This window comes from Pseudomonas sp. PA1(2017) (assembly GCF_001945375.1).
Lineage (GTDB): Bacteria > Pseudomonadota > Gammaproteobacteria > Pseudomonadales > Pseudomonadaceae > Aquipseudomonas.
On the sequence record NZ_MSXU01000001.1, the window covers coordinates 586,713 to 611,902 of the forward strand.

Sequence of the window (25,190 nt, forward strand, 5' to 3'; positions counted from 1 at the left end):
GCTTGCCCAGGCAGGCGCTGTACCCATCGGCCAGGGTCTGCAGCATGCGTTCGTATCCCGACGCATCAAGGGGCGCTGCGGCCCCCATGGCATCGAGCTCGGCCAGGGTCGCCGGCAGGCCGGCGGTCAGGGTTTCGGCCAGGCGCGGGCGCAGCGGCGGCTCGCTGAACACGCAGCTCGGCCCGACTTCCTGCAAGCGCTCACGCATGGCCGCCACATGGCGGGCGCCGGGCTGTACTTCGCTGGCGACGCTGAACACGCCGACATGCCTGAGGCCGTGGGCAGCCTCGAAGTAATCGAAGGCTTCGTGGAACACGAAAAACGGCTTGGCAGCCAAGGGCTCCAGCTGAGCCTTCAGCCGTGGTTCCAGAACATCCAGGCGCTTGCCGAACGATTCCAGGTTGGCCTGATAGCGCGCGGCGTTGGCCGGGTCGGCCTTGGCGAGGTCAGCTGCCATGCGCGCGGCGATCACCCGGGCATTGGCCGACGACAACCACAGGTGGGCGTCCAGGCTGCCAGGGCGATGGTCATGGTCGTGCTCGTCGGCGGCCGCCTGCGCTTGCTCGGCCTCGTGATCGTGATCGTGATCGTGATCGTGATCATGCTCCTCGCCGAAGTGACGCAATGTCATGTCCGGCAGGCTCTGCACCGCCACGCTGGGCTTCTCGCGGGTCGCCAGCACGCGGGGCATGAAGCTCTCCATGTCCGGACCGATCCAGTACAGCAGGTCTACTTCCTGCACCCGACGCATGTCGGATGGGCGCAGCGCGTAGTGGTGCGGCGATGCGCCCGGCGGCAACAGCACGTCAGGCTTGCCCACGCCGTCCTGCACCGCGGCGGCGATCAGTTGCAGGGGCTTGATGCTGGTCAGCACGCGCACCTCGGCCTGGGCAGAACCCACGACAAACAGCAGGGCGAAGGAGATCATCAACGAACGTGGAGAAAGCAGGCGCGGCAACATAGGCAGGAGATTCGGTCAGCAGGCGAAAGGAGTAATACAATAACATCTCTTTATGCCCATCGTCGAAATGCATCGACGGGCTGGCTGGTCGATGCGTGGCGCCGGGCGGCCAATGCGTAATAGAATAACGTCCTACGTTTCGAGGCCCACGCCATGTACAAACCCGCCAGCGTCGTGCCGCCACTGGCATCGCGCCCCCACGATCACTCCCACTGCGTCAGCCATGCGCTGGCCGAAGCCGAGGCCATCTGCGCGCGCCAGGGCCTGCGCCTGACCGCCCTGCGCAAGCGCGTGCTGGAGCTGGTCTGGGCCAGCCACAAGCCGCTGGGCGCCTACGACATTCTAGGCGTGCTCAGCGAGGAAGACGGCCGCCGCGCCGCGCCGCCAACGGTCTACCGAGCCCTGGATTTCCTGCTGGAAAACGGCTTGGTGCACCGCATCGCCTCGCTCAACGCCTTCGTCGGCTGCAGCCACCCGGCCCACGCACACCAGAGCCAGTTCCTGATATGCCGCAGTTGCAGCGCCGCCGTCGAGCTCGAGCAGACCGCCATCAGCGACGCCATCGTGCGCGGCGCCAAGGGCGTTGGCTTCGCGGTGGAAAACCAGACCGTGGAAGTCGTCGGCCTGTGCGCAGGCTGCCAAGGCAAGAAATGAGCGACGCGCTGATTCGCCTCGAAGGCGTGACTGTCGGTTTCACCGGGCAGACCGTGCTCGACAAGGTCGAGCTGACCATCCAGCCCGGCCAGATCGTTACCCTGATCGGCCCCAACGGCGCCGGCAAGACCACTCTGGTACGCGCCGTGCTCGGCCTGCTCACTCCGGACAGCGGCACGGTGTGGCGCAAGCCGAAGCTGCGCATCGGCTATATGCCGCAGAAGCTGCACGTCGACCCGACCCTGCCGCTCAGCGTGCTGCGTTTCCTGCGTCTGGTGCCGGGCGTCGATCGCGCTCGTGCCCAGGCCGCTCTGGCCGAAGTGGGCGCCAGCCAGGTGCTCGACAGCCCGCTGCAAGGCATTTCCGGTGGGGAGATGCAGCGTGTGCTGCTGGCCCGTGCGCTGCTGCGTGAGCCGCAATTGCTGGTGCTCGACGAGCCAGTGCAGGGCGTCGACGTGGCCGGCCAGGCCGAGCTGTACCGGCTGATCACCCGCCTGCGCGACCGCCATGGCTGCGGCGTGCTGATGGTTTCCCACGACCTGCACCTGGTGATGAGCACCACCGACCAGGTGGTCTGCCTGAACCGCCACGTATGCTGCTCGGGCCATCCGGAGCAGGTCAGCTTCGATCCGGCCTTCGTCGAACTGTTCGGCCGCGACGCCCAGAGCCTGGCCGTGTATCACCACCACCATGACCACGAACACGACCTGCACGGCAGCGTGGTCAGCGACGAACCGGGCCTGACCATCCACGGCCCGGTCCGCCCTCACGTACATGGAGACGGCTGCAAGCATGGCTGATTTTCTGCTCAACGCCCTGCTCGCCGGTCTCGCCCTGGCCCTGGTCGCCGGCCCTCTCGGTTCCTTCGTGGTGTGGCGGCGCATGGCCTACTTCGGCGATACCCTGTCCCATGCCGCCCTGCTTGGCGTGGCACTGGGGCTGATGCTGGACGTCAACCCGACCTTCGCGGTGACCGTCGGCTGCGTGCTGCTGGCGATCCTGCTGGTGACCCTGCAAACCCGCCAGCCGCTGGCCAGCGACACCCTGCTCGGCATCCTCGCCCACAGCACCCTGTCCCTGGGCCTGGTGGTGCTGAGCTTCATGCGCGACGTGCGTATCGACCTGATGGGCTACCTGTTCGGCGACCTGCTGGCGGTGAGCCCTACGGATCTGGCCTGGATCCTCGCCGGCAGCGCCCTGGTGCTGGTGCTGCTGGTGCTGATGTGGCGTCCGCTGCTGGCGATCACCGTGCACGAGGAACTGGCACGCGTGGAAGGCCTGCCGGTAGCCGCCATCCGCCTTGGCCTGATGCTGCTGATCGCCATCGTCATCGCCGTGGCCATGAAGATCGTCGGCGTGCTGCTGATCACCTCGCTGCTGATCATCCCCGCCGCCGCCGCCCAGCGGCACGCCCGCACGCCTGAGCAGATGGCCTTCGGTGCCAGCCTGCTGGGCATCATTGCGGTGTGTTGTGGTCTGAGCCTGTCGTGGTTCAAGGACACGCCGGCCGGGCCATCGATCGTGGTGTCGGCCGCCAGCCTGTTCCTGCTGAGCTTTCTGCTGCCACGCCGCAAGGCCTGACACCCCGCCGTGATGGCACATTTGGTGGCCCGCCGGCCGCCGTGTAGAATTGCGTATTTTTTGCACAAACCGAGACCCGCAGCCATGACATCGTTCCCTTTACGCTGCGCCGCCCTGGCCGTACTGGCCCTGCTGACTATTGGCTGCCAAAGCCAGCAGGCAGCCGAGCCGGCGCCAGCCCCGGCCGAAGCTGCCGCAGCCACGGGCGCCCAGGAGCAGTTCGAGGCACATCTGGCCGCCGGCCAGCTGGCCGAGGCCGAAGCCCAGTTACCAGCGCTGCAGGCAGAAGGCGATTCCGCTGCACAGTTGCAGGCCCAGCGCCAGCTATCCGAGGCGTACCTGCAGGAAGGCCAGAAGGCCCTGGAAGCCGGCGACCTGGACAAGGCCGCCAAATCCCTGGCCCACGCGCGCACCCTGATGCCCAAGGCGCCAGCCCTGACCACCGGGCTGGATGGCGCCATCGGCAAGGCCCGCCAAGCCGAACTGAGCGCCGTAGAACAGGCGCGCCAAGCCGGTGAACAGGCCCAGGCAGCACGCCAGGAGCAACTACGCCTGCTGCGCCAGGCCGCCGAAGCGCAAGCTGCCGCCAGCCGTGCGGCCGATGGCGCACCCGCGCAGGTGCCGGCGCAATTGATCGACCCGGCAGACAAGCGCAGCGACGTCAGCCTGGCGATGCTCGACAGCCGTGACGAGGCGGCGCTGTTCCAGCGCCTGGATGCCGTGGCCGCCGATGTGGTGGCCTTCGACCGCAGCGTGCATGTCCAGGTACGCAGCGCCGAAGATCTGCGCCGTGTGACGGCCCTGCTCGAAGCTCGGGTGATGAAGCTCGACCCGACGTTCAAACTTGTACTCAGCCACGCCGTCAAACCGGTTCAGGTACCGCGCCTGATCTTGCGCGTTCGAGGCCAGTAAGGTTTCGATCCGGGCTCGAATCCAGCTTTTTAGATATAAACATAGGCCTACAAAGATTTTTGAGGTCTAAGCAGCGCCGGGTAAACTGGCAATCATTTTTATGCTTATGCCTACCCGGCAGAACGAAGAACCCAAAAGGTTTAACGCGTGATCGACTTTCATCAGGTTCACAAGGCGTATCGCGTCAGTGGCCGCGATATTCCCGCCCTGCAACCCTGCGACCTGCATATCGAACGTGGCGAAGTGTTCGGCATCATCGGCCATTCCGGTGCTGGCAAGAGCACCCTGCTGCGCCTGATCAACCGCCTCGAGGAGCCCTCCGGCGGGCGCATCGACATCGACGGCGTGGATGTCACCGCCCTGGGCGCCGACGGCCTGCGCAAGTTCCGTCAGCAAGTAGGCATGATCTTCCAGCACTTCAACCTGCTGTCTTCCAAGACCGTTGCCGCCAACGTCGGCATGCCGCTGAAACTGGCGGGCGTGCCGGCCAGGGAAATCGACCAGCGCGTCGCCGCCCTGCTCGAGCGTGTCGGTCTCAAGGACCACGCCAGCAAGTACCCGGCGCAACTCTCCGGCGGCCAGAAGCAGCGTGTCGGCATCGCCCGCGCCCTGGCCACGCGGCCGAAAATCCTGCTGTGCGACGAGGCCACCAGCGCCCTCGACCCGCAAACCACCGCCTCGGTGTTGCAGCTGCTGGCCGAGATCAACCGCGAGCTGGGCCTGACCATCGTGCTGATCACCCACGAGATGGATGTGATTCGTCGTGTCTGCGACCGCGTGGCGGTCATGGATGCCGGCGTGATCGTCGAACAGGGCCCGGTAGCCGAGGTGTTTCTGCACCCGCAGCACGCCACCACCAAACGCTTCGTGCAGGAAGCCGAGCATGTCGACGAGGACGACCAACGCGATGACTTCGCCCATGTGCAGGGCCGCATCCTGCGCCTGACCTTCATCGGCGAGTCCACCTATTCGCCGGTTCTCGGCCAGGTGGCGCGGGAAACCGGCATCGACTACAGCATCCTCGCCGGGCGCATCGACCGCATCAAGGACATGCCTTACGGCCAGCTGACCCTGGCGCTGACCGGCGGCGACATCGACGCTGCCCTCGCTCGCTTCGAAGCGGCTGACGTGCACCTGGAGGTACTGCGCTGATGGAAACCTTACTGCCCAATGTCGACTGGCCGGAAATCTGGCAGGCCAGTCTCGATACGCTTTACATGATTGCCGGCACCATGCCATTCACTGTGCTGCTCGGCCTGCCCTTGGGCGTGCTGCTATTTCTGATAGGCCCAAAGCAGATGTTCGAGAATAAACCGCTCTACGCTGCAGTGGCGGCGATAGTGAACATTCTCCGTTCGATCCCTTTTGTAATCCTGCTGATCCTGCTGATTCCAACAACGGTGCTGATCACCGGCACCTCGCTGGGCGTCGCTGGCGCCATTCCACCGCTGGTGGTCGGTGCCACGCCTTTCTTCGCGCGCCTGGTGGAAACCGCCCTGCGCGAGGTTGATCGCGGCATCATCGAGGCGACTCAGGCGATGGGCGCCAGCCCTCGGCAGATCATCTTCAACGCCCTGCTGCCCGAGGCCCTGCCGGGCATCCTGGCGGCCATCACCGTTACGGTAATCACCCTGGTGTCCTATACCGCGATGACCGGCTTGATCGGCGGCGGCGGCCTGGGCGACCTGGCGGTGCGCTACGGCTACCAGCGTTACCAAACGGACGTAATGTTTGTGACCGTGGCGCTCTTGGTGGTGCTCGTACAGATTCTGCAAACCATCGGCGACCGCCTGGTGGTGCACTTTTCCCGTAAATAAAAACAGCTGGAAGGGCCAGCGGCAGCGTGCCGCCACGCCATCTCACTTCAAGGAGTCAACGATGAAAAAACTGCTCACTGCCCTGGCTGTCGTCGCAGCCTTCTCCAGCGCCGCCCAGGCTGAAACCCTGCGCGTCGCCGCCTCGGCCGTCCCGCACGCCGAGATCCTCGATTTCGTCAAACCGGCCCTGGCCAAGGAAGGCGTGGAACTGGACGTGAAAGTCTTCACCGACTACGTGCAGCCCAACGTGCAGGTCGCCGAGAAACGCCTGGACGCCAACTTCTTCCAGCACCAGCCGTACCTGGACGAGTTCAACAAGAGCCGTGGCACCAGCCTGGTCAGCGTCGGTGGCGTGCATGTCGAGCCGTTCGGCGCTTACTCCAGCAAGATCAAGGACCTCAAAGACCTGCCGCAAGGCGCCAACGTGGTGATCCCCAACGACGCCACCAACGGCGGCCGCGCTCTGCTGCTGCTGCAGAAGGCTGGCGTGATCACCCTGAAGGATCCGACCAACATCCTGTCCACGCCGAAGGACATCGCCGAGAATCCGAAAGGCATCAAGGTGCGTGAACTGGAAGCCGCGACCCTGCCGCGCGTACTGACCCAGGTCGACCTGGCGCTGATCAACACCAACTACGCCCTGGAAGCCAAGCTGAACCCGACCGAGGACGCCCTGGCCATCGAAGGCAGCGACTCGCCGTACGTGAACATTCTGGTGACCCGCGAAGACAACAAGGACAGCCCGGCCGTGCAGAAGCTGGTCAAGGCCCTGCACAGCGATGAAGTGAAAGCCTTCATCCTGGAAAAATACAAAGGCGCGGTGGTTCCGGCGTTCTGATCGCCGCTACGCAACCGTTGCATCCAATGCCGCGTCGCCTCCGGGCCACGCGGCATTTTCATATCTTTGGCCCGGGTTCTCAGTCGGCGGGAATGAAGCGCAGCACCCCGGCCTGTCGCGGGCCAGCTCCGCTGGGATCGTCCTTGGGATGGGCGATGCCATCGCTGACCGGCACTTCCTCGAAATCGAACGGGCTGATGCCCTCCAGGCAGGCGACGTTGACGCCGTACTGATGGGGATTGGAGCGACGCTGGTGGTGGGTGTAGATACCGCAACGCGAGCAGAAGAAATGCTCGGCGCTCCCGGTATTGAAACGATAGGTGGTCAGCAGCTGCGCACCCTGAAGAATCCGAAAGCCGGCCAGCTCGGCCAAAACCGCTACCGCGCCGCGCATCCGGCAATAGGAACAGGTACAGCGCCGTGCCGTGTGCAGGCCGTCGCTGAGCGCCACGTGAAAGCGCACGCCACCGCAATGGCAGGCGCCGTTGATCTCGCCGATATCCTTGTTCATCGCCAGGCCCTCGTTCGCACAAGCGCACAGCATAGGCTAAATACCGAACAGGTAGCCTGGCGTTGCACTTAGCGATACTCAGGAACAGTTGTCCCAACTACTTCCGATCTACCCTGGGTATCGCTGCGCTCAACCACGGGCTACGAGACGTGATGGTCTTTGCGGGGGCGCTCTGGCCGTGACCAGATCCACAGTGCGCCGCAACTCATGCCCAGCCCGGCGAAGATCACTGACGGTGTATGCGCTACCGTGAGAACCATGATGGCGAACGCCACCAACATGCTCAGGCTGGCCGCCAGCTTGGTACGCCGAGTGATCACACCACCGTCTCGCCAGTTGCGCAGCAGCGGGCCGAACAGCCGGTGGTTTTCCAGCCAGGCGCTGAGCCGCGGCGAACTGCGCGACGCGGCCCAGGCGGCCAGCAGCACGAACTCGGTGGTCGGCAGACCAGGCACCAGTACACCGACTGCCGCCATGCCAATGCTCAGGTAGGCGAGCGCCAGCCACAGCCAGCGCGTCCAGCCGCTGGCCAGCGCCCCAGGCGTATCAGGCAAAGCAGCGCTCCAAGTGCTCGGTGAAACGCTCGAAGGCGGCGATGGCGGCAGCTTCGGCCTCGCGTTCCTGGCGCTCGTCCAGCTCGACGCCGTCGAGGGTTGCCACGAAGCTTTTCCAGCCTTGCGCCCGGCCGCCCTCGGGCTCGCCCAGATGCCGCGCCCCGAACGTTTCGCTCAGGCCCAGAGCGGGCATGCGCTTGAGCAGGAAGGCCGCGCCCAGCTTGGAACCCTCGGACACGAACAACCAGGCCAGCGCGGCACCGAGCCCGAGCGAACGGCTGCGGATGGCCTCGTCACCCTCGGGAATCGGCAAACCGAGATCAGCCAGATCCAGAAGCGCCTGCTGGAGTCGGCAACGGGCGGGCAGGTCCGGTATCAACGCGACCAAAGCCGGATCGTTGTAAAGCGTCTCCAGGTCGTACTGGAACAGGTACTGCGCGGCGACGAAGCGCGCGAAACGCTCCGGGCTGCCGAACGGATCATGGCTCTTCACCAGAGTATCGAGCTTGCCATGAGGCTCGTGGGTCAACTGGTTCAGGCGTTGCGAACGCAGAGGGTGGGCAAGCTGTGCCGGTTGGGCGGTCATCGTTCTCTCCTTGGACGGGGCCTGCCGAGCGGTGCTCGGAATAGTCTAGATAAATGACGAATCAGCGGCGCAAAGTCGGTAACGCGCCCCTCACCCCTGGCCTGGAAAGTAGCGGTTCAAGTGGCGCAGATCCGCCTCCCCCAACACCCCGGCCAGGTAACGCAGTTGCAACCAGGCCCGCAGGTAGCCGTGGCGCGCCTCGGCCAGATCGCGACGTGCGCCGTAGAGTTGCTGCTCGGCATCGAGCACGTCGCGGTTGACCCGTTCGCCACCGGCCACGCTCTTGCGGGTCGCGTCGGTCAGCGCACTTGCCGACTCGACCGCCAGCTCATAGGCGCGCACCTTGGCCGTGCTGCTGGCGCACAGGTTGAACTGCCGACGCAGGTCGACGAGCACTTCGTCGCGCCGGGCATCGAGTTCATAGCGAGCCTGCTCAAAGGACGCCGAAGCCTGACGCCTGGCCGCCGAAACGCCGCCGCCAGCGAACAGCGGCATGCTGAGCTGGATACCGATGCTGTCGGTGTCGTATTTCTGGTTGTAGGTGCTTTCCGAGTCGGAGCGGGTTTGCCGCGAGGTGGCGTACAACCCCAGCGTTGGCAGGTGTCCGGCACGCTGACGCTCGACCTCTTGCTCAGCCACGGTCAGTCCGTGACGCTGGCCGGCGAGGTCGGCATTGTGCACCAGGGCCATATCGCGCCACCCTTCGAAGCGCGCCGGTGCCAAGGGCTCGGCGCTGAACGGGCCGCTCAATGGCGCCAATTGCTGCAGCTCCACCGGCTCGCCGATGATCGCCTGCAGCTCGCGCAGCGCGGCGTCCAGCGCATCCTGCGCCTCGATCTCCTGCGCGCGGGACAGATCATGGCGGGCGCGGGTTTCCAGCAGATCGGTATGGGTACCCTCGCCGGCTTCGAAGGTGCGCTGGTTGAGCTCGAGCTGCTCGGCATAGGCACGCCGCTGGGCCGCCGCCAGCTCGATCTGCTCGCCGGCCAGCAAGGCCTGGCTGTAGGCCGCGAAGACGCGCACCACCAGCTCCTGACCACGGCCGCGCAAGCGCTCGTCGGCCAATGCCGCCTTGGCGACGCCCTGGCGGTATTCGGCCCAGGCGGCGTAGTCGAACAAGGGCTGCTGCAAGGTCAGCGTCGAGGAATAACTGTCGTAGTCGCGGTCGAGAGTCACATCGCCAGAGGTCACCTCGGATTCGTTGCGAGCCTTGCGATAGTTGTAGGAAAGGCTCGGCAACAACCCGGCACGACCGATGGCCAGGTTTTGCGCACCGGCATCCCGCTCATGGGTGGCAGCGCGGAAGGTCGGGTCGTTGCGCAGGGCTAGGGCGTAGGCGTCCATCACACCGAATGCGAAGCTCGGCGCAGTCAGCAACGCACCAATCAGCAAAACCAGGAGCCTGACGACGACGTTCGAAGGCTTCATTCTTCCACCAGCGCCATGTGGGTACGATCGGTCAGCGGCTTGAACAGGTAGTTGAGCAGTGAGCGCTCACCCGTGCGCACGAAGGCCTGCACCGGCATGCCGGGACGAATCGTCTGGCCCTGCAACTGGCGCAAGCCATCGTCATCCACCTGCACACGCAGCCTGTAGTAGGGCTGATCGGTCTTCTCGTCGAGCAGGCGATCGGCGGAAACCAGCGTCACCTTGCCGTTGACCCGCGGCGTGCGGCTCTGGTTGAAGGCAACGAACAGCAGCTCCACGTCCAAGCCCGGCTGCAGCTTGTCGACCAGTTCGACCGGCGCTCGGGCGTCGACCAGCAACGGCGCGTCCTGCGGGACGATTTCCATGAGCATCTGCCCTGGCGAAATCACCCCACCCTCGGTGAACACGTCGAGCCCGACCACGGTGCCCGCGGCCGGGGCACGGACTTCACTGTGGGCCAGTTCGAAGTCGGCGGCGCTCAGTCGGCTACCCAGTTCCTCGACCCTGAGGCGGGCGTCGGCGAGTTGCTGACGCACGTCCTGCTGATATTCCTCGCTGCGCTGGGCGGCACGCAGGCGCAACTCGAGGATCTGCCGCTGGGTACGACCGATGGTGCCGAGATCCTGGGAGATGTCACCATTGAGCTGGGCATACAGTCGCTCGTTCTCGAGCAGACGATTGCGCGCCACGTAGCCATCACGCGCCAGCTCGCGCAGCCCCTGCAACTGCGTCTGCATGCTGAGGCGTTGCTCGTCCTTGTGCGCCCTGGCGGCCTGCAACCCTTGGAGCACGGCCTGACTGCCGGCAATGCTCTCCTGCAGGCCTTCGAGCTCCAGACGCAACGCGGCCCGACGGCTGGCGAGCAACTGGCGCTGCAGGGCGACGGTCGCCTCGACGCGCGGATCCGCCATGGCACTGACGCCAGCAGGCAGGGCGATTTCCGGCAGGCCATCGCGCTCGGCTTCCAGCCGGGCGGTGCTGATCAGCGCGCCGAGGTGCTGGACGAATAACGCCTCGCGCTGAGCGCCGATCTGCGTGGCGTCCATGCGCACCAGTACCTGGCCGGCCTTGACCTGATCACCATCACGGACCAGCAGGCGCTGCACCACGCCGCCGGAAGGGTGCTGCACCGCCTGACGATTGCCGGCGACCACCACGTTGCCGCTGACCGCCACGCCCTTGTCGAGCGGAGCCAGGCCGGCCCAGAGCAGAAAGCCGCCAAACCCGAGGGCCAGCAACCAACTGCCCATGCGCGAATAACGCCGCTCGTCGAGGTGCAGCACGTCGGCCAACTGGCCTTCCTTGCGAAGCGATTCGCCCATCACGAGGCCACTCCCTGGCTGCCGTAGCTCATGCTGAACGTTGACGTGCTGCGCACCGCAGCCGCGACCGGCGGCGCCTTGGGCTGCAGCTCCTGGAGCACTCGCTCGGCAGGCCCGAATGCCTGCATCTGCCCGGCACGCAGCACCAGCAGCTTGTCGGTGCTGGCCAGTAACGACGGCTTGTGGGCGATCAGCACCACGGTGCGGCCTTGTCGCTTGGCCTCGGCAATGGCGGCCAGCAAGGCCTGTTCCCCCGGTTCGTCGAGATTCGAATTCGGCTCGTCGAGCACGATCAACGCCGGCAACCCATACAGCGCCCGGGCCAGGCCGATACGCTGTCGCTGCCCGCCGGACAGCCCGGTTCCACCCTCGCCGAGAAGCGTGTCATAGCCGTCGGCCAGTTGCAGGATCAGGTCATGCACCCCGGCCATGCGTGCCGCGGCGACTACCTTGTCCGGGTCCACCTCGGTAAAACGCGCGATATTCTCGGCCACGCTGCCGGCGAACAGTTGCACGTCCTGCGGCAGGTAGCCGATATGGGCACCGAGGGCGATGCGGTCCCACTGTTGCAGATCTGCGCCGTCCAGCCGAACCTTGCCGGTCTGTGCAGTGCTCACGCCTACCAGCAGGCGCGCCAGGGACGACTTGCCAGAGCCCGAAGGGCCGATCACACCGAGGACTTCCCCTGCCTCCAGCGCGAAACCGAGATTCACCAGGCATGGCGTGCGGGTTCCCTGCGCAAAGGCACTGAGTTGCTCGACACGCAACGTGCCACGTGGTGTGGGCAGCGGCATCCCCGCCTGACGTCGCGGGTTGGCCGCAAGCAACGCAGACAGCCGCTCGTAGGCCAGCCGTGCATTGCTCCATTGCCGCCAGACACCGAGCACCTGGTCGATGGGTGCCAGCACCCGCCCCATGAGGATGGAGCCGGCGATCATCATGCCGGGCGTGATCAGCCCATCCAGCGCCAGCCAGGCACCCAAGCCCAGCACCAGTGACTGAAGTGCCAGGCGCACGTACTTGGACCAGGCACTGAAGGCGGCGGTCTTCTCGCTGGCCAGGTTCTGCTGGCCCAGAAAACCGGCATGCAGCGCGAACCAGCGCTGGCGCAGGGCGGTGAGCATGCCCATCGACTCGATGGCTTCGGCCTGGCGCAGGTGGCCGGCAGCCTGCTGATTCGACGCGATGGACAGGCGCGCCGCCTCGCCGAGCGGCACCCGGGTCACGCGCTGGTTGAGCCAGGCCAACGTCACCAACACCAGCGCACCAACCAGGGCCAGCAGGCCGAGCCACGGGCTGAACAGAAAGATCACGCCCAGATACACCGGAAACCAGGGGGCATCGAAGAACGCGAACAGCGCATTGCCGGTCGCGAACTGGCGCAGGCTGGTGAGATCGCTCAACGCTTGGGTCGAGGTCTGCCGGGTGTTCCCCAGGTTGGCGTCGAAGGTGGCGTCGAACACCCGCCCGTTGAGGTGCATGTCCAACTGTGTACCGAGGCGGATCACCAACAGGCTGCGAACCCACTCCAACGCGCCGGCGAACGCGAACAGGCCGACCACGATGAGGGTCAGCATCAGCAGGGTCATGGCATTGCCCGAGGCGAGCACGCGGTCGTAGACCTGCAGCATGTACAGCGCAGGCGCCAGCATCAACAGATTGATCGCCGCCGAGAACAGGCCAACGTGCAGCAGCCCCGAGCGGCAGGCACGCAGGGCCTGAAGTATCTCGTTGCCAGCCGTGGGGACGGGCGCGCGCATGCAGGAACTCCTTGGCGCAGTGCCAGGCGCAGCACGCCTGGCGGTATCCCCCGGAGCCATTGACGGGCGCCCGGGCGACACCCAGAATTGATGACCGTCACAGCCTGGGCCTTGGAAAACACGGGCCGTGACGGCGTTACCAGAGCGAACGGGATGACACATCCGTTCGCTTTTTCATTGCCGGATGATCAAGCCGCCAGCAGCAGCTCGGACTCGCTGAGCGAAGAACCCGCTGCGGTGATGATGTCGTCGGTCAGCCCGGCTGCTTCCAGCACGGCCAGCAGGCCGCCGTCGTTCGGGGTGCCGGCGCTGTCGGAAGCGCCTTCGACCGAACCGTTCATCAGCCCCCAGATCACATCGTGCACGGCATTGTCACGACCTTCCGCGGCGGTTGCGGTGAGCGGCGTGTTGCCGAAGTCGAAGGTGATCAGCGGGCTGGAAACGGTACCGTTGGCGTTCAGGCCGCCACCCAGGGTCACCTGCTGCAGGGTGCCGTACAGCGAGTGGCTGCTGAAGTTGTAGGACAGGTTGCCGACTGCCGAAAACGAGAACGAGCCGTTGTTGAGCGACATCGCGTAGGTATCACCGGACAAGCCAGACGCGACGCCATTGGTGTAGAAGCCGCCGGTGTTGGCCGGGTGCTGACCGGCAACGCCATTGGTTTCGTAAGCGCCCAACAATTCTGCAAGCGTGCCACCCGAAGTGAAGCTGGTCGGGAAGTGGTCGGCATCGTAGCTATAGGAAATTGCCATCTTTGTTTCTCCTTGCTTGGCGATCGTTCGCCGGTTGATTGGCACCTCGCGGTACCGATTCGCACACCGTCACCGGTGTGCATCGAACAGGGCGGGCCATCACGGGCGACGACCCTACTCAGAACTGCAGTTCGAAGCCGCCCATCACGGTACGGCCGGGCCCATAGGATTTGACGAAGATGTCCGAGTAGCCCATGACGTAGCTGCGGTCGCGGATGTTCTCCACGGTGGCACGCAGCAGCAGGTTGCGGTTGATGCGATAGCTGGCGAACAGGTCCCAGGTGGTGTAGCTCGGCCACAGGTCGGTGCTCCAGCCCTTGGGTCGGCCGGCGGCGCTGTAGTTGAGGCGAGTACCGAGTTCCAGGCTTTCGTTCAGCCAGCGGGTGCCGAACACCCAGCTGCCGCGATCCATCGGCGAGTTGCGGGCGCTGTTCATGCCGAACACGTCTCCCCCGCAGTAGGTTTGGGCGTCCAGATAGGCCTGATAGGAGGGATATCCGGCGGCCAGGGCCTGGTTGCGAAGATCCGAATAGCTGCCGTCTTCCCGGGGCATGTCTTCGCGAATGTTGTCGCTGCCAAGCGGGTAGGTCTTCTGGCAGATATCGTTGTGGCCACCGATGACATGGGTGTAATTGACGCCGCTGTACCAACGCCGGGCGTCGTAGTCCAGTTCCAGCTCGACCCCGCGAAACTGCATGCGGGCCTGGTTATTGACGAACATGGTGTTGCCCAAGCCGCCGGTCCTGCCTGGCAGGGTATTGTTCATCGAGGTGATCAGGTAATTGTCGACGCGCGTGTCGTAGTAGGTGACCTTGGCGTTGAACTGGTCGCCCAGCGTGACCAGGTCCAGCTTGCTGATATTGAAACCCACATCCCAACTGCGTGAGGTCTCAGGCTCCGCATAGGGGTTGGGGTACATGGTGGCGAAGGGATCGCCGGGATGGGAGCCCTCCATCAGCGACTCGGTCAGCGCCGGCGGCCGCCAGGACTTGCCCCAGCTGGCGAAGACTTCCAGCCAGTCGGTAGGGCGGTAGGCGGCGGCGAGGGTAGGCAGGAACTTGTCCAGGCTCTCATCGACCTTGTACTCGCGCATGCCGCTGTTGGACGACCAGGTACCATCATAGGCACTCGTGTAGTAGCGCGGATCCGAGGTCGGGTCGGCCAGTCTGGCCTGCAGCCCCGGGATGGTGGCGCAGGCACTCGCTCTGGTACGTGCCTGACGGGCCAGGCGTGCCTCTTCGCTCTGGCCGCGGATTACAGGCGCCACGTAGCTGGTGCAGCGTAGCTCGCTGCTAGCGATGGATTGCGTGAGCAAACGGTTGTAAACCTGGGCACGGTCTTCATAGCTCCAGTCCGTGACAGGCACGCGGGTCTTGCCCTTGAGGCTGTAGTGGTCATAGCGCAGCCCACCCGACAGCGTGACCTGCTCGGTTTCGAAGGTGAGGCTGCCAAAGGCGCTGGTGATGCTGCGCTTGCCGTTGGGGTTGAGGGTATTGGTGTCGCTACCCACTTCACGGCCCTGGCGGTTGTAGACGGTGTCCGAGGCGCCTCGGTCCTGGAAGTACTCCAGGCCATGGTTGAAGCGGAAACCCTCGACGCCAGCCAAGGCGAAGCGCGCGGTGTTGTCCAGGGTGAAGCCGATGGTGTCGATCTTGGTACGCGCATCGTTACCCAGCCCCGCCTCGCAGGCACTGGTCCAGGAACCGGGCACCGGGCTCTGGTCGCAGTAACCCAGTCGCCAGGCGGTCTCGGTCATGTCCACGCCGTCAGTGACGATCGGTCGGCCAGCAGCGGTGTCGCGCTGGTTTCGGGTGGTGACGTAGTAGAGCTTGGTCTTGAGATCAATCAACGGCGAGTCGGGATTGAAGCTGTAGTCCAGCCCGAACGATTGCGAGCGGGCACTGGCATCGCCGTATTTCTGCCAAGCCTCCTCACCGTCCCGTGCGGCGCCGTCGACCGGGTTGATCACCCGGCGATCGGACACGTTGGCATAGCTGAGGTCGGTATTGAGGTAGGTGAACTGCAGCGCCTGCTCAGGGTTGAGGGCAAAGCGCGCCTTGAACAGCTCCGAATCCTGCTCCTGACCGGAGAACTTGATGCGATCGACGACCTGCGTGATCGGGCGGTCGGAATCCTGAACGCCACCGAGCAGGAAATCGAAGTTCTCGCGGCGCGAACCCGGTGCGTAATCGCCAAAGCTGCGTCTGCTACGGGCAGCGAGCAGTTCCCAGCGATCACCGAAACGCCCGGCCACCGCTGCACTGCCGATGAAATTGACGCCATTGCCGTGGCCGCCCAGGCCGGTCATGCCGCGCAGGCGCGCGCCCTGGTCCTGGCCCGGCAGAATGATGTCGTCGACATTCAGGGTGCCGAAATTGGCGCTGCCGGCAATCGACGCGGCACCGGTGACGTCGGAGCGCGGGCCCTTCTCGATCACCACGCTGCTGATCAGCTCGGAATCCACGTAGAGCTGGCCATTGCGCTGCTGGTGGCCGTTCTCGTTGAAGTTCTGGCGCATGCCATCGATCATCGTGTTGACCCGGCCGAAGTCCTGCATGCCGCGGATGTTCACCGACAGGCCGGGGTCCTGAGCGCTCACCGCGCTGTACACGCCTGGCGTTTCGACCAGCATGTCGGCGGCATGCCGTGGCGGATTGCGGTCGAGCTGCTCGCGTGTGATCACGCTCACCGAGCGGGGCGTCTGGTAGATCCACTCGTTGCTGACGTCGCGGGTCGACTCGATCAGGGTCGTGTCGATCTGCAGGGTGCCGGCGACTTCGGCCAGGCGCTCCAGACTGACTCGCCGTTCACCGGTGAAGCTGTAGCTTACCGGCGACCCGCCAAGCAGTACGCGCAAGCCCTGCTCTGGCGCGTAAGGCCCTTTCAGCTCGTGGCTTTGCAGGCCAGCCAACTTACCGCTGTCGAAGAACACCTGGATCCCCGCCTGCTCGGCGAAGGCGATCACGGCACTGCGCAGTGGCTGCGCCGGAATGTCGAAGTCGACCTCCTTGGCTGCTGAACCGCTGCCCACATCGACTTCGGCAGCCGCAGGCTGTTGAGCCCAGACGCTGCCGCCAGACGCCAGCACCATGCTGACCAGCAGGCTACCAGCCAACCCTCGCCAGCGCTGTATGCCGGACGCTGTGCGGCTTGAATGACACGTTCCCTTGATGCCCATCGACCCTGCTCTTTTCTTGTGTTGACGTGTAATGAAAATCACTATCAACAAGCAAGACGATGCAGCCGGGCAAACTCAGTAAGCGTTTTTGAAAATTATTCGATCAGGGCCAAGTGCCAAGGCGCCTGTTCAGTAGATCAGGCTCAGGCCGGGCAGATCGGCATGGCGGGCCTTCAGCTCGCCAGTGAGAGTAGCGACTGCGCCGCCCAGCGAATCGAGGCGAAACACGCCACTGACCCGGCGCTGCGCCAGCCCGTCGCCAGCGACGAAGATGTGCCCGTCCCGGTACCGGTTGAGCTGAGTCACCACCTGCTGCAACGGCACCTGATCGAAAATCAGCAGGCCGCGCTGCCAACTGCTGGCCCGCGATAGCTCCAGACTCAGGCGTTCGAGGCGCCCGTCAGCCTCGACCCGCGCACTCTGCCCCTGCTCGAGAACCAGGCTCTGGCCGTGTTTGCTGACTGCGACCCGGTGCTGCATGACGCCGACGAGCATCTGCCCGCCCTCCTCGCGACTGACCAGAAAGCGTGTGCCCAGCGCCTGGGCCTTGCCCCCGTTACTGTCGACGATGAAGGGTCGCGTTTCCTGTGGCCCAACGGGCGCCGTCTGGAATACCGCCGAGCCGGCGAGCAACTCGATACGCCGGGCCTGGGGCGTATAGTCCAGGCGTATGGCGCTGCGTGCATCGAGTGTCGCCAGGCTGCCGTCAGGCAATTCGACGGTGCGCACCTCACCGGTAGCGGTGCGGTGATCGGCGACCAACGGCAGGTACACCGCAGGCGCCTGGTTCCAGCCGATCAGGGTGACGACCCCAGCCAGCGAGGCGCTGCTCAACCAGCGCAGCACACGGCGGGTGCGGCGCCTGGGCGTAGCGATCGGTCGGGCCGGCGAGCGACGCGGCGCCTCGGCAACCGGCTCTTGCAGGCTGGCCAGATCGCCCCAGGTACGCCTGGCGAACTGCAGGGCAGCACCGTGGCGCGGATCGAGGGCGAGCCACGCCTGTAGCGCCTGCTGCTCGTGCTCGTCGAGCGGCGAGTCGCTCATGCGCACCGCCCACTCGGCAGCAGCCTGGCGAATCCCGCGATCCTGCAGGTCTGGGCTATTCACGTGTGCTCTCGGCTTTCTCTTGTAAGACTGAAGACGCTCAGGCGGCTGTTTTACCGTAAAAGTTTCCGACCATGACGGTATTTTTGCCATCACGAGCCTGCGCCGAGGCGCTCCATGACGTGAGACAACGCTCTGGACAGATGCTTTTGCACCGAGCTGTCGCTGATTTCCAGGCGCCTGGCGACCTCGGCGTGGGTCAGCCCCTCTATGCGGTTGAGGTGAAAGATTTCGCGGGTTCGCGGTGGCAGCTCGGCCACCGCACGCTGCAACAGCTCCATACGTTGCTGCCTCTCGGTGGTGTCTTCCAGGCTATCGACTTCATCCTTGACAGCATTGAGCACATCGTCGCCGACCAGGTCGGTCTTGCGCCGTTCCTGCTGGCGGAGGTGGTCGATCAGCAAATTGCGCGCGGTGCGGTAGAGATAGGCTGGCGTATTGTAGATATGGTCGTGACGCGCCTGTTCGCTCAGACGCAGGAAACTCTCCTGGACCAGATCGGCAGCCAGGTGCGGGTCACGACTCTTGCGCAGCAGAAAGCTTTGCAGAGCGCGGGCGTGCTGCTGAAAGAGGCCTTTGAGATCCAGATCCGACACTCGTCATACCTGACCTGAGCGGAAAGAGGCGGCATATTACCGGCAGATGAGAATAGTTTTCAATTATCATTTTTAGCCGGGCATTGCCGTCGCCCGAGTTGCTCGTGAAAGAGCGCCAGGCATCGATCGCAAGAAAGAGGGCCAGAATTTCAGCCCGGCTGATGCCGAGCAGTGCACATGAAAATGGGACCCGCTGGGTCCCATTTTTCATTCGCTGCCGACCAGTCCCGGCAGTTGCGCCGCCAACTTGTCGATGTTGATCGGCGCGCGGATGAAGCCGCGCTGGGTACCGTCCGGGCCGATGACGGCCAGGTTGCCGCTGTGGTCGACAAGGTAGTTTTCCTTGCTGGTATCGGCCGGAATGTAGGGAATGCTCACTGCGTTGGAGAGCTTCTGGATGGTGTCCGGCTCGCCGTTCAGGCCCATGAAGCCGGCATTGAAGTAACCCAGGTACTTCTTCAATTGCTCCGGCGTATCACGGGCCGGGTCGACGCTCACCAGCACGATGCGCAGGTTGTTCCAGGTCTCTTCCGGGATCTGCGTGCGCAGTTGGCGCAGTTGCGCCAGGGTCGCCGGGCAGATGTCCGGGCAGAAGGTGTAGCCGAAGAACAACAGGCTCCACTGATCCTTGAGCTGGCCGGTGGAGAAGCTCTTGCCGTCCTGGTCGAGGAAATCCAGGGTAGGCACCTGGCGCGGCTGGGGCAGCATGACGATACCGGCGTCGAGCAGTGCAGCGGCGTCGTTGGACTTGCCGCGCAGCGCCTGGCTGGCGATCAGGCCGAGCACCAGGGCCACGGCAGCGATGAGGACGAATACGATGATGTGCTTGCGAGTCATGATGGCCACGATGGTCAGGGTGAAGGGTATCGCCCTGCATGATCCGATTCCCCGGCTCGGTGGCGGGGTGTACCTGGGCGGCACAGAATCGGCCATCTGGCGATGCGCAACGGGAAAAGGTACCAGATACGCAGCGCCAAGTGGCCTTCGACGCCTGCGGCCAGCTGTCACGCTGACCGCAGGCCGGGCACCTGAGCTCAGGCCACCGCGCGGCGCATGCTCAGCGCACGGCCCTCGAGGCGACGGGTCAGGCCATGGCGTTCGATCAGCAGCGCACCACCCTGCTGCTCGGCGGCGCGGCCCCAGTCGTCGAGCAGCTCCATGCAGGCATGGTCGACGTAGCTGAGCTTGTCGAGCGGCACGCGCAGGCGGGTGGTCGGCGCGATGCCTTCCAGCACGCTGGCCAGGTGCGGCACCTTGAGGAAGGTCGCCGAGCCGGTCAGGCGCAGCTCCGCCTCATCGGGGCCGATCTCGCTGAGGCTGACCTTCAGGCGCGAAGCCTTGCCGGCCAGCTTGACCAGGGTCAGGGCGAAGCCGATCAGCACGCCGGTCAGCAGGTCGACGGCGACGATGCCCAGGGCCGTGGCGGCATAGATGAATACCGGTGCGCGGCCATAGCGGCCCAGGCCGCGAATCGCCTTGATGTCGACCAGCTTGAAGCCGGTGTACACCAGCACGCCGCCCAGGCAGGCGATCGGGATGCTCTGCAGCACCGACGGCAGCAGCATGACGAAGGCCAGCAGCCAGGCGCCATGGAAAATGGTCGACATGCGGGTGCGGGCGCCGGCCTGTACGTTCGCCGAACTGCGCACGATCACGCCGGTCATCGGCAGCGCACCGAGCGCACCGCAGAGCATGTTGCCGATGCCCTGGGCGGACAGCTCACGGTCCAGGTTGGAGCGCGGCCCGTTGTGCATGCGATCCACCGCTGCCGCCGACAGCAGGGTTTCCGCACTGGCGATGAAGGCCACGACCACCGCCGCGAGAATGATGTGCGGGTTGGCTAGGTTGAGCAGGTCGGCCGGCTGCACCCAGTCGATGGCATCGCTCAGGGTCGCCGGCACCTCGACGCGTGCCACGCCGAGCCCCAACCACAGGCTGATCAGGGTCATCAGCGTCACACCGATCAGCGCACCCGGCAGAAAGCGCAAACCCTGAGGGCGCAGCTTGTCCCACAGGAACATGCAGGTGATGGTGCCGAAGCCCAGCAACGCCGCCGCCATGGCACTGCCGCCACCGAGGCCGGGAATCGCCTGGCGCAGGGTGTCGGGGAAGGCCAGCAGATTGTCCAGCCCAGAGGCCTGGGGTTTCACGTCGAACATCACGTGCAGCTGCGAAAGCACGATGAGAATGCCGATCCCGGCGAGCATGCCGTACACCACGGCCGGCGCGGTGACGCGAAACCAGCAACCCAGACGCAGGCGCCCGGCGATCAGCTGTAGCAGGCCGGCGAGCAGCAGAATCGGCCCGAGCATGGCGATACCGTGAGTGCGCACCAGCTCGAAGACCAGCACGGCCAGACCGGCCGCCGGGCCGCTGACCTGCAACGGTGAGCCGGCCAGCCAGCCGACCACCAGGCCACCGATGATGCCCGTGATCAGGCCCTTGGCCGGCGGCATGCCGGAAGCGATAGCAATGCCCATGCACAGCGGCAGGGCGACGAGGAAAACCACGATGGATGCCAGGGCATCGCGTGGCAGAGCGGATTTGAATGAGGCGAGGGTCATGGTGCGGTCTCCTGCAGATCCAGCGCACGAAAGGTCATGACGATGAGCCACGGCTCACCATCAGCAGGTGTAAGGCAGTCAAAACCCAAGAGGCTTGTTGCCAGGGGCAAGGCAACAAGCCCGAAAACGGCTGTCGATTGTGGGCGGTTAATCCGCGGGTCGATTCATGGCCACCGGGTGACGTCCTGTCATTAGCGTTACGAGGCCAGGTAACGGGCTCGCGGGCTGGCATTGGGGGTGGTTTCGCCATCGAGGGGCAGGAACTCGCCACGCTCGGCGTCATACGCCTTGATGGTGCAGTTCTCGATGTCGTAGACCCAGCCATGGATGAACAGCTGACCGGCGGCCAGACGTGCGGCGACAGAAGGATGGGTGCGCAGGTGATCGAGCTGGGCGACCACGTTTTCTTCGGTCAATACACCGAGTTCCTGGTGCTCGGCGCAGTTGCAGCTCTGCTGGGTGACGGTCTTGGCGACCTCGGCATGGCGCAGCCAGGCCTTGACGGTCGGCATGCGTTCGATGCTCTGCGGGTTGAGCACCGCCTTCATGGCGCCGCAATCGGAGTGGCCGCAGATGATGATGTGCTGCACGCCCAAGCCCATTACCGCGTATTCGATGGCAGTGGAAACGCCACCGTTCATCTGGCCGTAGGGCGGCACCACGTTGCCGACGTTACGGGTCACGAACAGCGAGCCGGGGTCGCTCTGGGTGATCAGCTCGGGGACGATGCGCGAGTCTGCGCAGGTGATGAACATGGCCCGGGGGCTCTGCTGGCGGGCCAGCTTGCTGAACAGCTCGCGCTGCTCGGGGAAGACATCGCTACGAAAACGCTGGAAGCCATCAAGCAGGGTTTGCAGGGCCTCATCTGCGCTCTGCTTGCCGGCTGCGGTGGGTGTGGCGGATCGGATGGAACGAATGCGCTCGCTCATGGTGCCTCCTGGTTTTCAGTCGTGATATTGACTTGCCATCTGATGGCAGTTTGCTTAGTGACTATTCAGTCACATCGCAGACGAACTTACCCATGAAGGCTTAAACCAACCTTAATCGCAAGGAACGCGATCAATATCGGCAGAGCATTTGTAACGACATGCCACCGGGGCCAGATCAGCGCCATGGCGCAGCCAACCGCTCTAGCATGGGCCTGATAATGTCCCATCTAAAAACCGACAGATGTCTTTCGTATTACAGCGCGGCACCTCTCATCAGAAATCGGCCGCGAGTGAGGTGAGGAAGGAATCGTCGGAAAACATGCCACATCCCGCACCAGCCAGCTGTGCGGGATGTGGGCAACGTTGCGGGATCAACCGCGGTGGCGGCCGCGGAAGAAGTCGATCAGGCCCTGGGTGGAGCCATCCTCGGCGGCAACTTCATCGCTGCCGACCATGCGCGAGTAAACGCCCTTGCCCAGCTCCTTGCCCAGCTCCACGCCCCATTGGTCGAAGGCGTTGTTGCCCCAGATGACGCTCTGTACGAACACCTTGTGTTCGTACATGGCGATCAACGCGCCGAGGCGACGGGGGCTGACGCGCTCCATCACCAGGGTGTTGCTCGGCCGGTTGCCGGGGATCACCTTGTGCGGCGCCAGGCGCTGCACATCGTCCTCGCCCATGCCCTTGGCGCGCAGTTCGGCTTCCGCTTCCTCGCGGGACTTGCCGAGCATGAGCGCCTGGCTCTGCGACAGGCAGTTGGCGTACAGCCACTGATGGTGATCGGCCACCGGGTTGTAGCTGCTCACCGGCACGATGAAATCCGCCGGGATCAACTGGGTGCCCTGATGCAGAAGCTGGTGGTAGGCGTGCTGGCCGTTGCAACCCACGCCACCCCAGATCACCGGGCCGGTCGCCACGCTGACCGGCTGGCCGTCGCCGCGCACGCTCTTGCCGTTGGACTCCATGTCCAGCTGCTGCAGGTGCTTGGTAATGTTACGCAGGTAGTGGTCGTACGGCAGGATGGCGTGGCTCTGGGCGTTCCAGAAGTTGCCGTACCACACGCCCAGCAGGGCCAGCAGCACCGGCATGTTCTCCTCGAACGGCGCGGTCTTGAAGTGCTCGTCCATGCGATAAGCGCCGGACAGCAGCTCCTTGAAGTTGGACATGCCGATCGACAGGGCGATCGGCAAACCGATGGCCGACCACAGCGAGTAACGGCCGCCGACCCAATCCCACATCGGGAAGATGTTTTCCTCGCGGATGCCGAAGCCCACCGCCGCCTCGCGGTTGCTCGACACGGCGATGAAGTGGCGGTACAGCTCGGACTCCGAACCGCCCTGGGCCAGGTACCAGCCGCGGGCAGCCTGGGCGTTCTTCAGAGTTTCCAGGGTGCCGAAGGACTTCGACGAGACGATGAACAGGGTGGTCTCGGCGCGCAGCTTGGCGACCAGTTCGTGGAACTCGCTGCCGTCGATGTTGGCCAGGTAATGGCAGCGCACGCCGCGCTGGGCGAATGGCAGCAGCGCCTCGGAGACCAGCTGCGGGCCGAGGAAGGAGCCGCCGATGCCGATATTTACCACGTCGGTGATCGGTTTCTCGGTGTAGCCGCGCCACAGGCCGTTGTGGATACGCCCGACCAGCTCGGTCATCTGCTGCAGCACGCGCTGCACTTCGGGAACGATATCGACGCCGTCGACCTCGACCTTGTCGCCCAGTGGACGGCGCAGCGCGGTGTGCAGGGCCGGGCGTTTCTCGGTGTTGTTCAGCAGCTCGCCGTCGAACAGCGCGCGGATGCCCTTCTCCAGCCCCACTTCACGGGCCAGGTTGACCAGCAGCTCGCGGGTCTCGGTATTGATCAGGTTCTTCGAGTAATCCAGGAACAGCCCGCAGCCGCTCAGGCTGAAGGTCTCGAAACGCTTCGGGTCGGCGGCGAAGGCCTGGCGCATGCTGAAGCTGGCAAGGCGCTCACGGTGGGCGACCAGGGCTTGCCAGCTCGGTAGTTGGGTGACATCCAGCGATGAAGAAAGATACGGCATGAAGACTCCTTGGTTCGGGCCAGCCTCCTGGCCCTGCGAATTCGATTGCATGCCGTGGAACGCGTGCGTTGGCAAGTACGGCGTTGAAAATTGCCTACTACGCCTCGCGCCACTCAACGGCCTTTACTGCGCCAGCTCATGCCGATACGGCAGTTGCGGGCCAACCCGTGAACAGGTCAGCGCCGCCGCCTGTACGGCGAAGTCGAGCATCGCCGCGAGCGCCTCGCGCGACACCGCGGCCAGGCCAGCCGGGCTATCCAGCCCATGCTGCACCAGGTAAGCGATGATCGCCGCCTGAAAGGTGTCCCCGGCGCCCACGGTGTCACGGGTGACCACCTGCCGTGCCGGTACCGACCACTGCCCATGCTGCCGGCTGAACACGCTTGCACCCTCGCTGCCGCGGGTCAGGAACACCAACTGGCAGCGCTGGGCCAACCAGCGCTCGATGCTCGTCGACGGTGAGACACCGGGATACAGCAGCTCCAGGTCCTCCTCGCTGACCTTGATCAGATGCGCGTGGGCGGCAAAAGATTCAATTCGCTGCCGCCAGCGCTCGATATCGGGTGCCGGATTGAGACGCACGTTGGGATCCAGGCTGATCAGCCGCCGCCCGCTCTCGCGCTCCACCAGCGCCAGCAGGGTGTCGCCAACCGGCGCCACCACCAGCGAATAGGAGCCCACGTGCAGGCCACTGACCGTTTCGTCGAGTAGCGGCAGGTGCCCGGCCAGCACCTGGCGATCGGCGCAGCCTTCACCACGGAACATGTACTGCGGCGAACCCTTGGCATCCAGCGCGACCATGGCCATCGTGGTCGGCGCGTCGCTGGCGATCAGGTAACGATCACTGACGCCCTCTTCGCTCAGCACCTGGCGCAGGCGCTGTCCGAGGTAGTCGCTGGAGATGCCGCCGAATAGCGCCGACTCGACGCCGAGGCGGCGCAGGCCGACCGCCACGTTGAACGGCGAGCCGCCGGCCAGGGCCTTGAAATTCAGCTCGCTGCTGCGCTCGCCGGGGTTGCAGAAGAAATCGAACAGGGCTTCGCCGCATACCAGATACATGGGATCTCCGCGTCACGGAACAGGCGCATTCGCGCAGGAAAGGGGCCG

Annotated in this window: 23 protein-coding genes; 7 read left to right on the top strand and 16 right to left on the bottom strand. The window is 64.8% G+C overall.

Going from position 1 to position 25,190, the window contains the following annotated elements:
* The coding region (gene znuA / locus BVH01_RS02670; protein ID WP_168177262.1) for a zinc ABC transporter substrate-binding protein ZnuA at positions 1-928 on the bottom strand (928 nt) is incomplete at its 3' end.
* A 186-nt stretch (positions 929-1,114) separates the two neighbouring features.
* Between znuA and BVH01_RS02675 the strand changes: the two genes are divergently transcribed.
* The 7 genes from BVH01_RS02675 (at position 1,115) to BVH01_RS02705 (ending at position 6,763) form a co-directional block, all read left to right on the top strand.
* Entirely contained in the window at positions 1,115-1,615 is a 501-nt protein-coding gene (locus BVH01_RS02675) for a Fur family transcriptional regulator (protein ID WP_075928838.1), read from the top strand.
* Positions 1,612-2,415: a zinc ABC transporter ATP-binding protein ZnuC gene (znuC, locus tag BVH01_RS02680; protein ID WP_075928839.1), complete on the top strand. Its 804-nt coding sequence runs from the start codon at positions 1,612-1,614 to the stop codon at positions 2,413-2,415. Before BVH01_RS02675 ends, znuC begins: the two co-directional genes overlap by 4 nt.
* Positions 2,408-3,196, top strand: coding sequence for a zinc ABC transporter permease subunit ZnuB (gene znuB, locus BVH01_RS02685; protein WP_074886094.1), 789 nt, complete (start codon positions 2,408-2,410; stop codon positions 3,194-3,196). Before znuC ends, znuB begins: the two co-directional genes overlap by 8 nt.
* 84 nt (positions 3,197-3,280) lie before the next feature.
* Complete coding sequence (locus tag BVH01_RS24625) at positions 3,281-4,108, top strand: hypothetical protein (RefSeq protein WP_075928840.1); 828 nt, start codon at positions 3,281-3,283, stop codon at positions 4,106-4,108.
* Between the two features lie 147 nt (positions 4,109-4,255).
* Complete coding sequence (locus BVH01_RS02695; protein ID WP_075928841.1) at positions 4,256-5,260, top strand: methionine ABC transporter ATP-binding protein; 1,005 nt, start codon at positions 4,256-4,258, stop codon at positions 5,258-5,260.
* On the top strand, positions 5,260-5,925 hold the full coding sequence (locus BVH01_RS02700) for a methionine ABC transporter permease (RefSeq protein ID WP_075928842.1): 666 nt from the start codon (positions 5,260-5,262) through the stop codon (positions 5,923-5,925). Before BVH01_RS02695 ends, BVH01_RS02700 begins: the two co-directional genes overlap by 1 nt.
* Before the next feature lie 61 nt (positions 5,926-5,986).
* Complete coding sequence (locus tag BVH01_RS02705) at positions 5,987-6,763, top strand: MetQ/NlpA family ABC transporter substrate-binding protein (RefSeq protein ID WP_075928843.1); 777 nt, start codon at positions 5,987-5,989, stop codon at positions 6,761-6,763.
* A gap of 79 nt (positions 6,764-6,842) precedes the next feature.
* Here the strand turns inward: BVH01_RS02705 and BVH01_RS02710 are convergent, their stop codons facing one another.
* From BVH01_RS02710 to BVH01_RS02780, 15 genes are all read right to left on the bottom strand, one after another.
* The gene (locus BVH01_RS02710) at positions 6,843-7,274 is read right to left on the bottom strand and encodes a GFA family protein (RefSeq protein WP_075928844.1); all 432 of its coding nucleotides are present in this window, start codon (positions 7,272-7,274) and stop codon (positions 6,843-6,845) included.
* A gap of 140 nt (positions 7,275-7,414) precedes the next feature.
* The gene (locus BVH01_RS02715; RefSeq protein WP_075928845.1) at positions 7,415-7,828 is read right to left on the bottom strand and encodes a YbaN family protein; all 414 of its coding nucleotides are present in this window, start codon (positions 7,826-7,828) and stop codon (positions 7,415-7,417) included.
* Positions 7,821-8,414 carry a biliverdin-producing heme oxygenase gene (locus BVH01_RS02720; protein WP_075928846.1) on the bottom strand — a complete coding sequence of 198 codons (594 nt, stop codon included), beginning with the start codon at positions 8,412-8,414 and terminating at the stop codon, positions 7,821-7,823. Before BVH01_RS02720 ends, BVH01_RS02715 begins: the two co-directional genes overlap by 8 nt.
* Before the next feature lie 90 nt (positions 8,415-8,504).
* Positions 8,505-9,842, bottom strand: coding sequence for a TolC family outer membrane protein (locus BVH01_RS02725; protein WP_075928847.1), 1,338 nt, complete (start codon positions 9,840-9,842; stop codon positions 8,505-8,507).
* On the bottom strand, positions 9,839-11,167 hold the full coding sequence (locus BVH01_RS02730) for an HlyD family type I secretion periplasmic adaptor subunit (protein WP_305883334.1): 1,329 nt from the start codon (positions 11,165-11,167) through the stop codon (positions 9,839-9,841). Before BVH01_RS02730 ends, BVH01_RS02725 begins: the two co-directional genes overlap by 4 nt.
* Complete coding sequence (locus BVH01_RS02735) at positions 11,164-12,924, bottom strand: type I secretion system permease/ATPase (protein ID WP_075928849.1); 1,761 nt, start codon at positions 12,922-12,924, stop codon at positions 11,164-11,166. Before BVH01_RS02735 ends, BVH01_RS02730 begins: the two co-directional genes overlap by 4 nt.
* Positions 12,925-13,112: 188 nt before the next feature.
* Positions 13,113-13,676 carry a heme acquisition protein HasA gene (locus tag BVH01_RS02740; protein ID WP_075928850.1) on the bottom strand — a complete coding sequence of 188 codons (564 nt, stop codon included), beginning with the start codon at positions 13,674-13,676 and terminating at the stop codon, positions 13,113-13,115.
* A gap of 118 nt (positions 13,677-13,794) precedes the next feature.
* A complete protein-coding gene (locus tag BVH01_RS02745) occupies positions 13,795-16,791 on the bottom strand; it encodes a TonB-dependent receptor (protein WP_168177260.1) in 2,997 nt (998 codons plus the stop codon).
* A 192-nt stretch (positions 16,792-16,983) separates the two neighbouring features.
* A complete protein-coding gene (locus BVH01_RS02750; protein WP_075928851.1) occupies positions 16,984-17,961 on the bottom strand; it encodes a FecR family protein in 978 nt (325 codons plus the stop codon).
* A gap of 89 nt (positions 17,962-18,050) precedes the next feature.
* Positions 18,051-18,554, bottom strand: a complete 504-nt coding sequence (locus tag BVH01_RS02755; protein WP_075928852.1) for an RNA polymerase sigma factor — start codon at positions 18,552-18,554, stop codon at positions 18,051-18,053.
* Between the two features lie 207 nt (positions 18,555-18,761).
* Positions 18,762-19,391: an SCO family protein gene (locus BVH01_RS02760; protein ID WP_075928853.1), complete on the bottom strand. Its 630-nt coding sequence runs from the start codon at positions 19,389-19,391 to the stop codon at positions 18,762-18,764.
* Between the two features lie 197 nt (positions 19,392-19,588).
* Positions 19,589-21,118, bottom strand: coding sequence for a SulP family inorganic anion transporter (locus BVH01_RS02765; protein ID WP_075928854.1), 1,530 nt, complete (start codon positions 21,116-21,118; stop codon positions 19,589-19,591).
* A 197-nt stretch (positions 21,119-21,315) separates the two neighbouring features.
* Positions 21,316-22,047: a carbonic anhydrase gene (locus BVH01_RS02770; protein WP_075928855.1), complete on the bottom strand. Its 732-nt coding sequence runs from the start codon at positions 22,045-22,047 to the stop codon at positions 21,316-21,318.
* Positions 22,048-22,418: 371 nt separating this feature from the next.
* A complete protein-coding gene (pgi, locus tag BVH01_RS02775; protein ID WP_075928856.1) occupies positions 22,419-24,083 on the bottom strand; it encodes a glucose-6-phosphate isomerase in 1,665 nt (554 codons plus the stop codon).
* A gap of 123 nt (positions 24,084-24,206) precedes the next feature.
* Positions 24,207-25,142, bottom strand: coding sequence for a carbohydrate kinase (locus BVH01_RS02780; protein WP_075928857.1), 936 nt, complete (start codon positions 25,140-25,142; stop codon positions 24,207-24,209).
* Positions 25,143-25,190 lie beyond the last annotated feature (48 nt).

Coding starts and splice junctions, on each gene's coding strand:
- BVH01_RS02675 (WP_075928838.1), top strand. CDS start 1,115: ATGTACAAACCCGCCAGCGTCGTGCCGCCACTGGCATCGCGCCCCCAC.
- znuC (WP_075928839.1), top strand. CDS start 1,612: ATGAGCGACGCGCTGATTCGCCTCGAAGGCGTGACTGTCGGTTTCACC.
- znuB (WP_074886094.1), top strand. CDS start 2,408: ATGGCTGATTTTCTGCTCAACGCCCTGCTCGCCGGTCTCGCCCTGGCC.
- BVH01_RS24625 (WP_075928840.1), top strand. CDS start 3,281: ATGACATCGTTCCCTTTACGCTGCGCCGCCCTGGCCGTACTGGCCCTG.
- BVH01_RS02700 (WP_075928842.1), top strand. CDS start 5,260: ATGGAAACCTTACTGCCCAATGTCGACTGGCCGGAAATCTGGCAGGCC.
- BVH01_RS02705 (WP_075928843.1), top strand. CDS start 5,987: ATGAAAAAACTGCTCACTGCCCTGGCTGTCGTCGCAGCCTTCTCCAGC.
- BVH01_RS02710 (WP_075928844.1), bottom strand. CDS start 7,274: ATGAACAAGGATATCGGCGAGATCAACGGCGCCTGCCATTGCGGTGGC.
- BVH01_RS02720 (WP_075928846.1), bottom strand. CDS start 8,414: ATGACCGCCCAACCGGCACAGCTTGCCCACCCTCTGCGTTCGCAACGC.
- BVH01_RS02725 (WP_075928847.1), bottom strand. CDS start 9,842: ATGAAGCCTTCGAACGTCGTCGTCAGGCTCCTGGTTTTGCTGATTGGT.
- BVH01_RS02735 (WP_075928849.1), bottom strand. CDS start 12,924: ATGCGCGCGCCCGTCCCCACGGCTGGCAACGAGATACTTCAGGCCCTG.
- BVH01_RS02740 (WP_075928850.1), bottom strand. CDS start 13,676: ATGGCAATTTCCTATAGCTACGATGCCGACCACTTCCCGACCAGCTTC.
- BVH01_RS02760 (WP_075928853.1), bottom strand. CDS start 19,391: ATGACTCGCAAGCACATCATCGTATTCGTCCTCATCGCTGCCGTGGCC.
- BVH01_RS02765 (WP_075928854.1), bottom strand. CDS start 21,118: ATGACCCTCGCCTCATTCAAATCCGCTCTGCCACGCGATGCCCTGGCA.
- BVH01_RS02770 (WP_075928855.1), bottom strand. CDS start 22,047: ATGAGCGAGCGCATTCGTTCCATCCGATCCGCCACACCCACCGCAGCC.
- pgi (WP_075928856.1), bottom strand. CDS start 24,083: ATGCCGTATCTTTCTTCATCGCTGGATGTCACCCAACTACCGAGCTGG.
- BVH01_RS02780 (WP_075928857.1), bottom strand. CDS start 25,142: ATGTATCTGGTATGCGGCGAAGCCCTGTTCGATTTCTTCTGCAACCCC.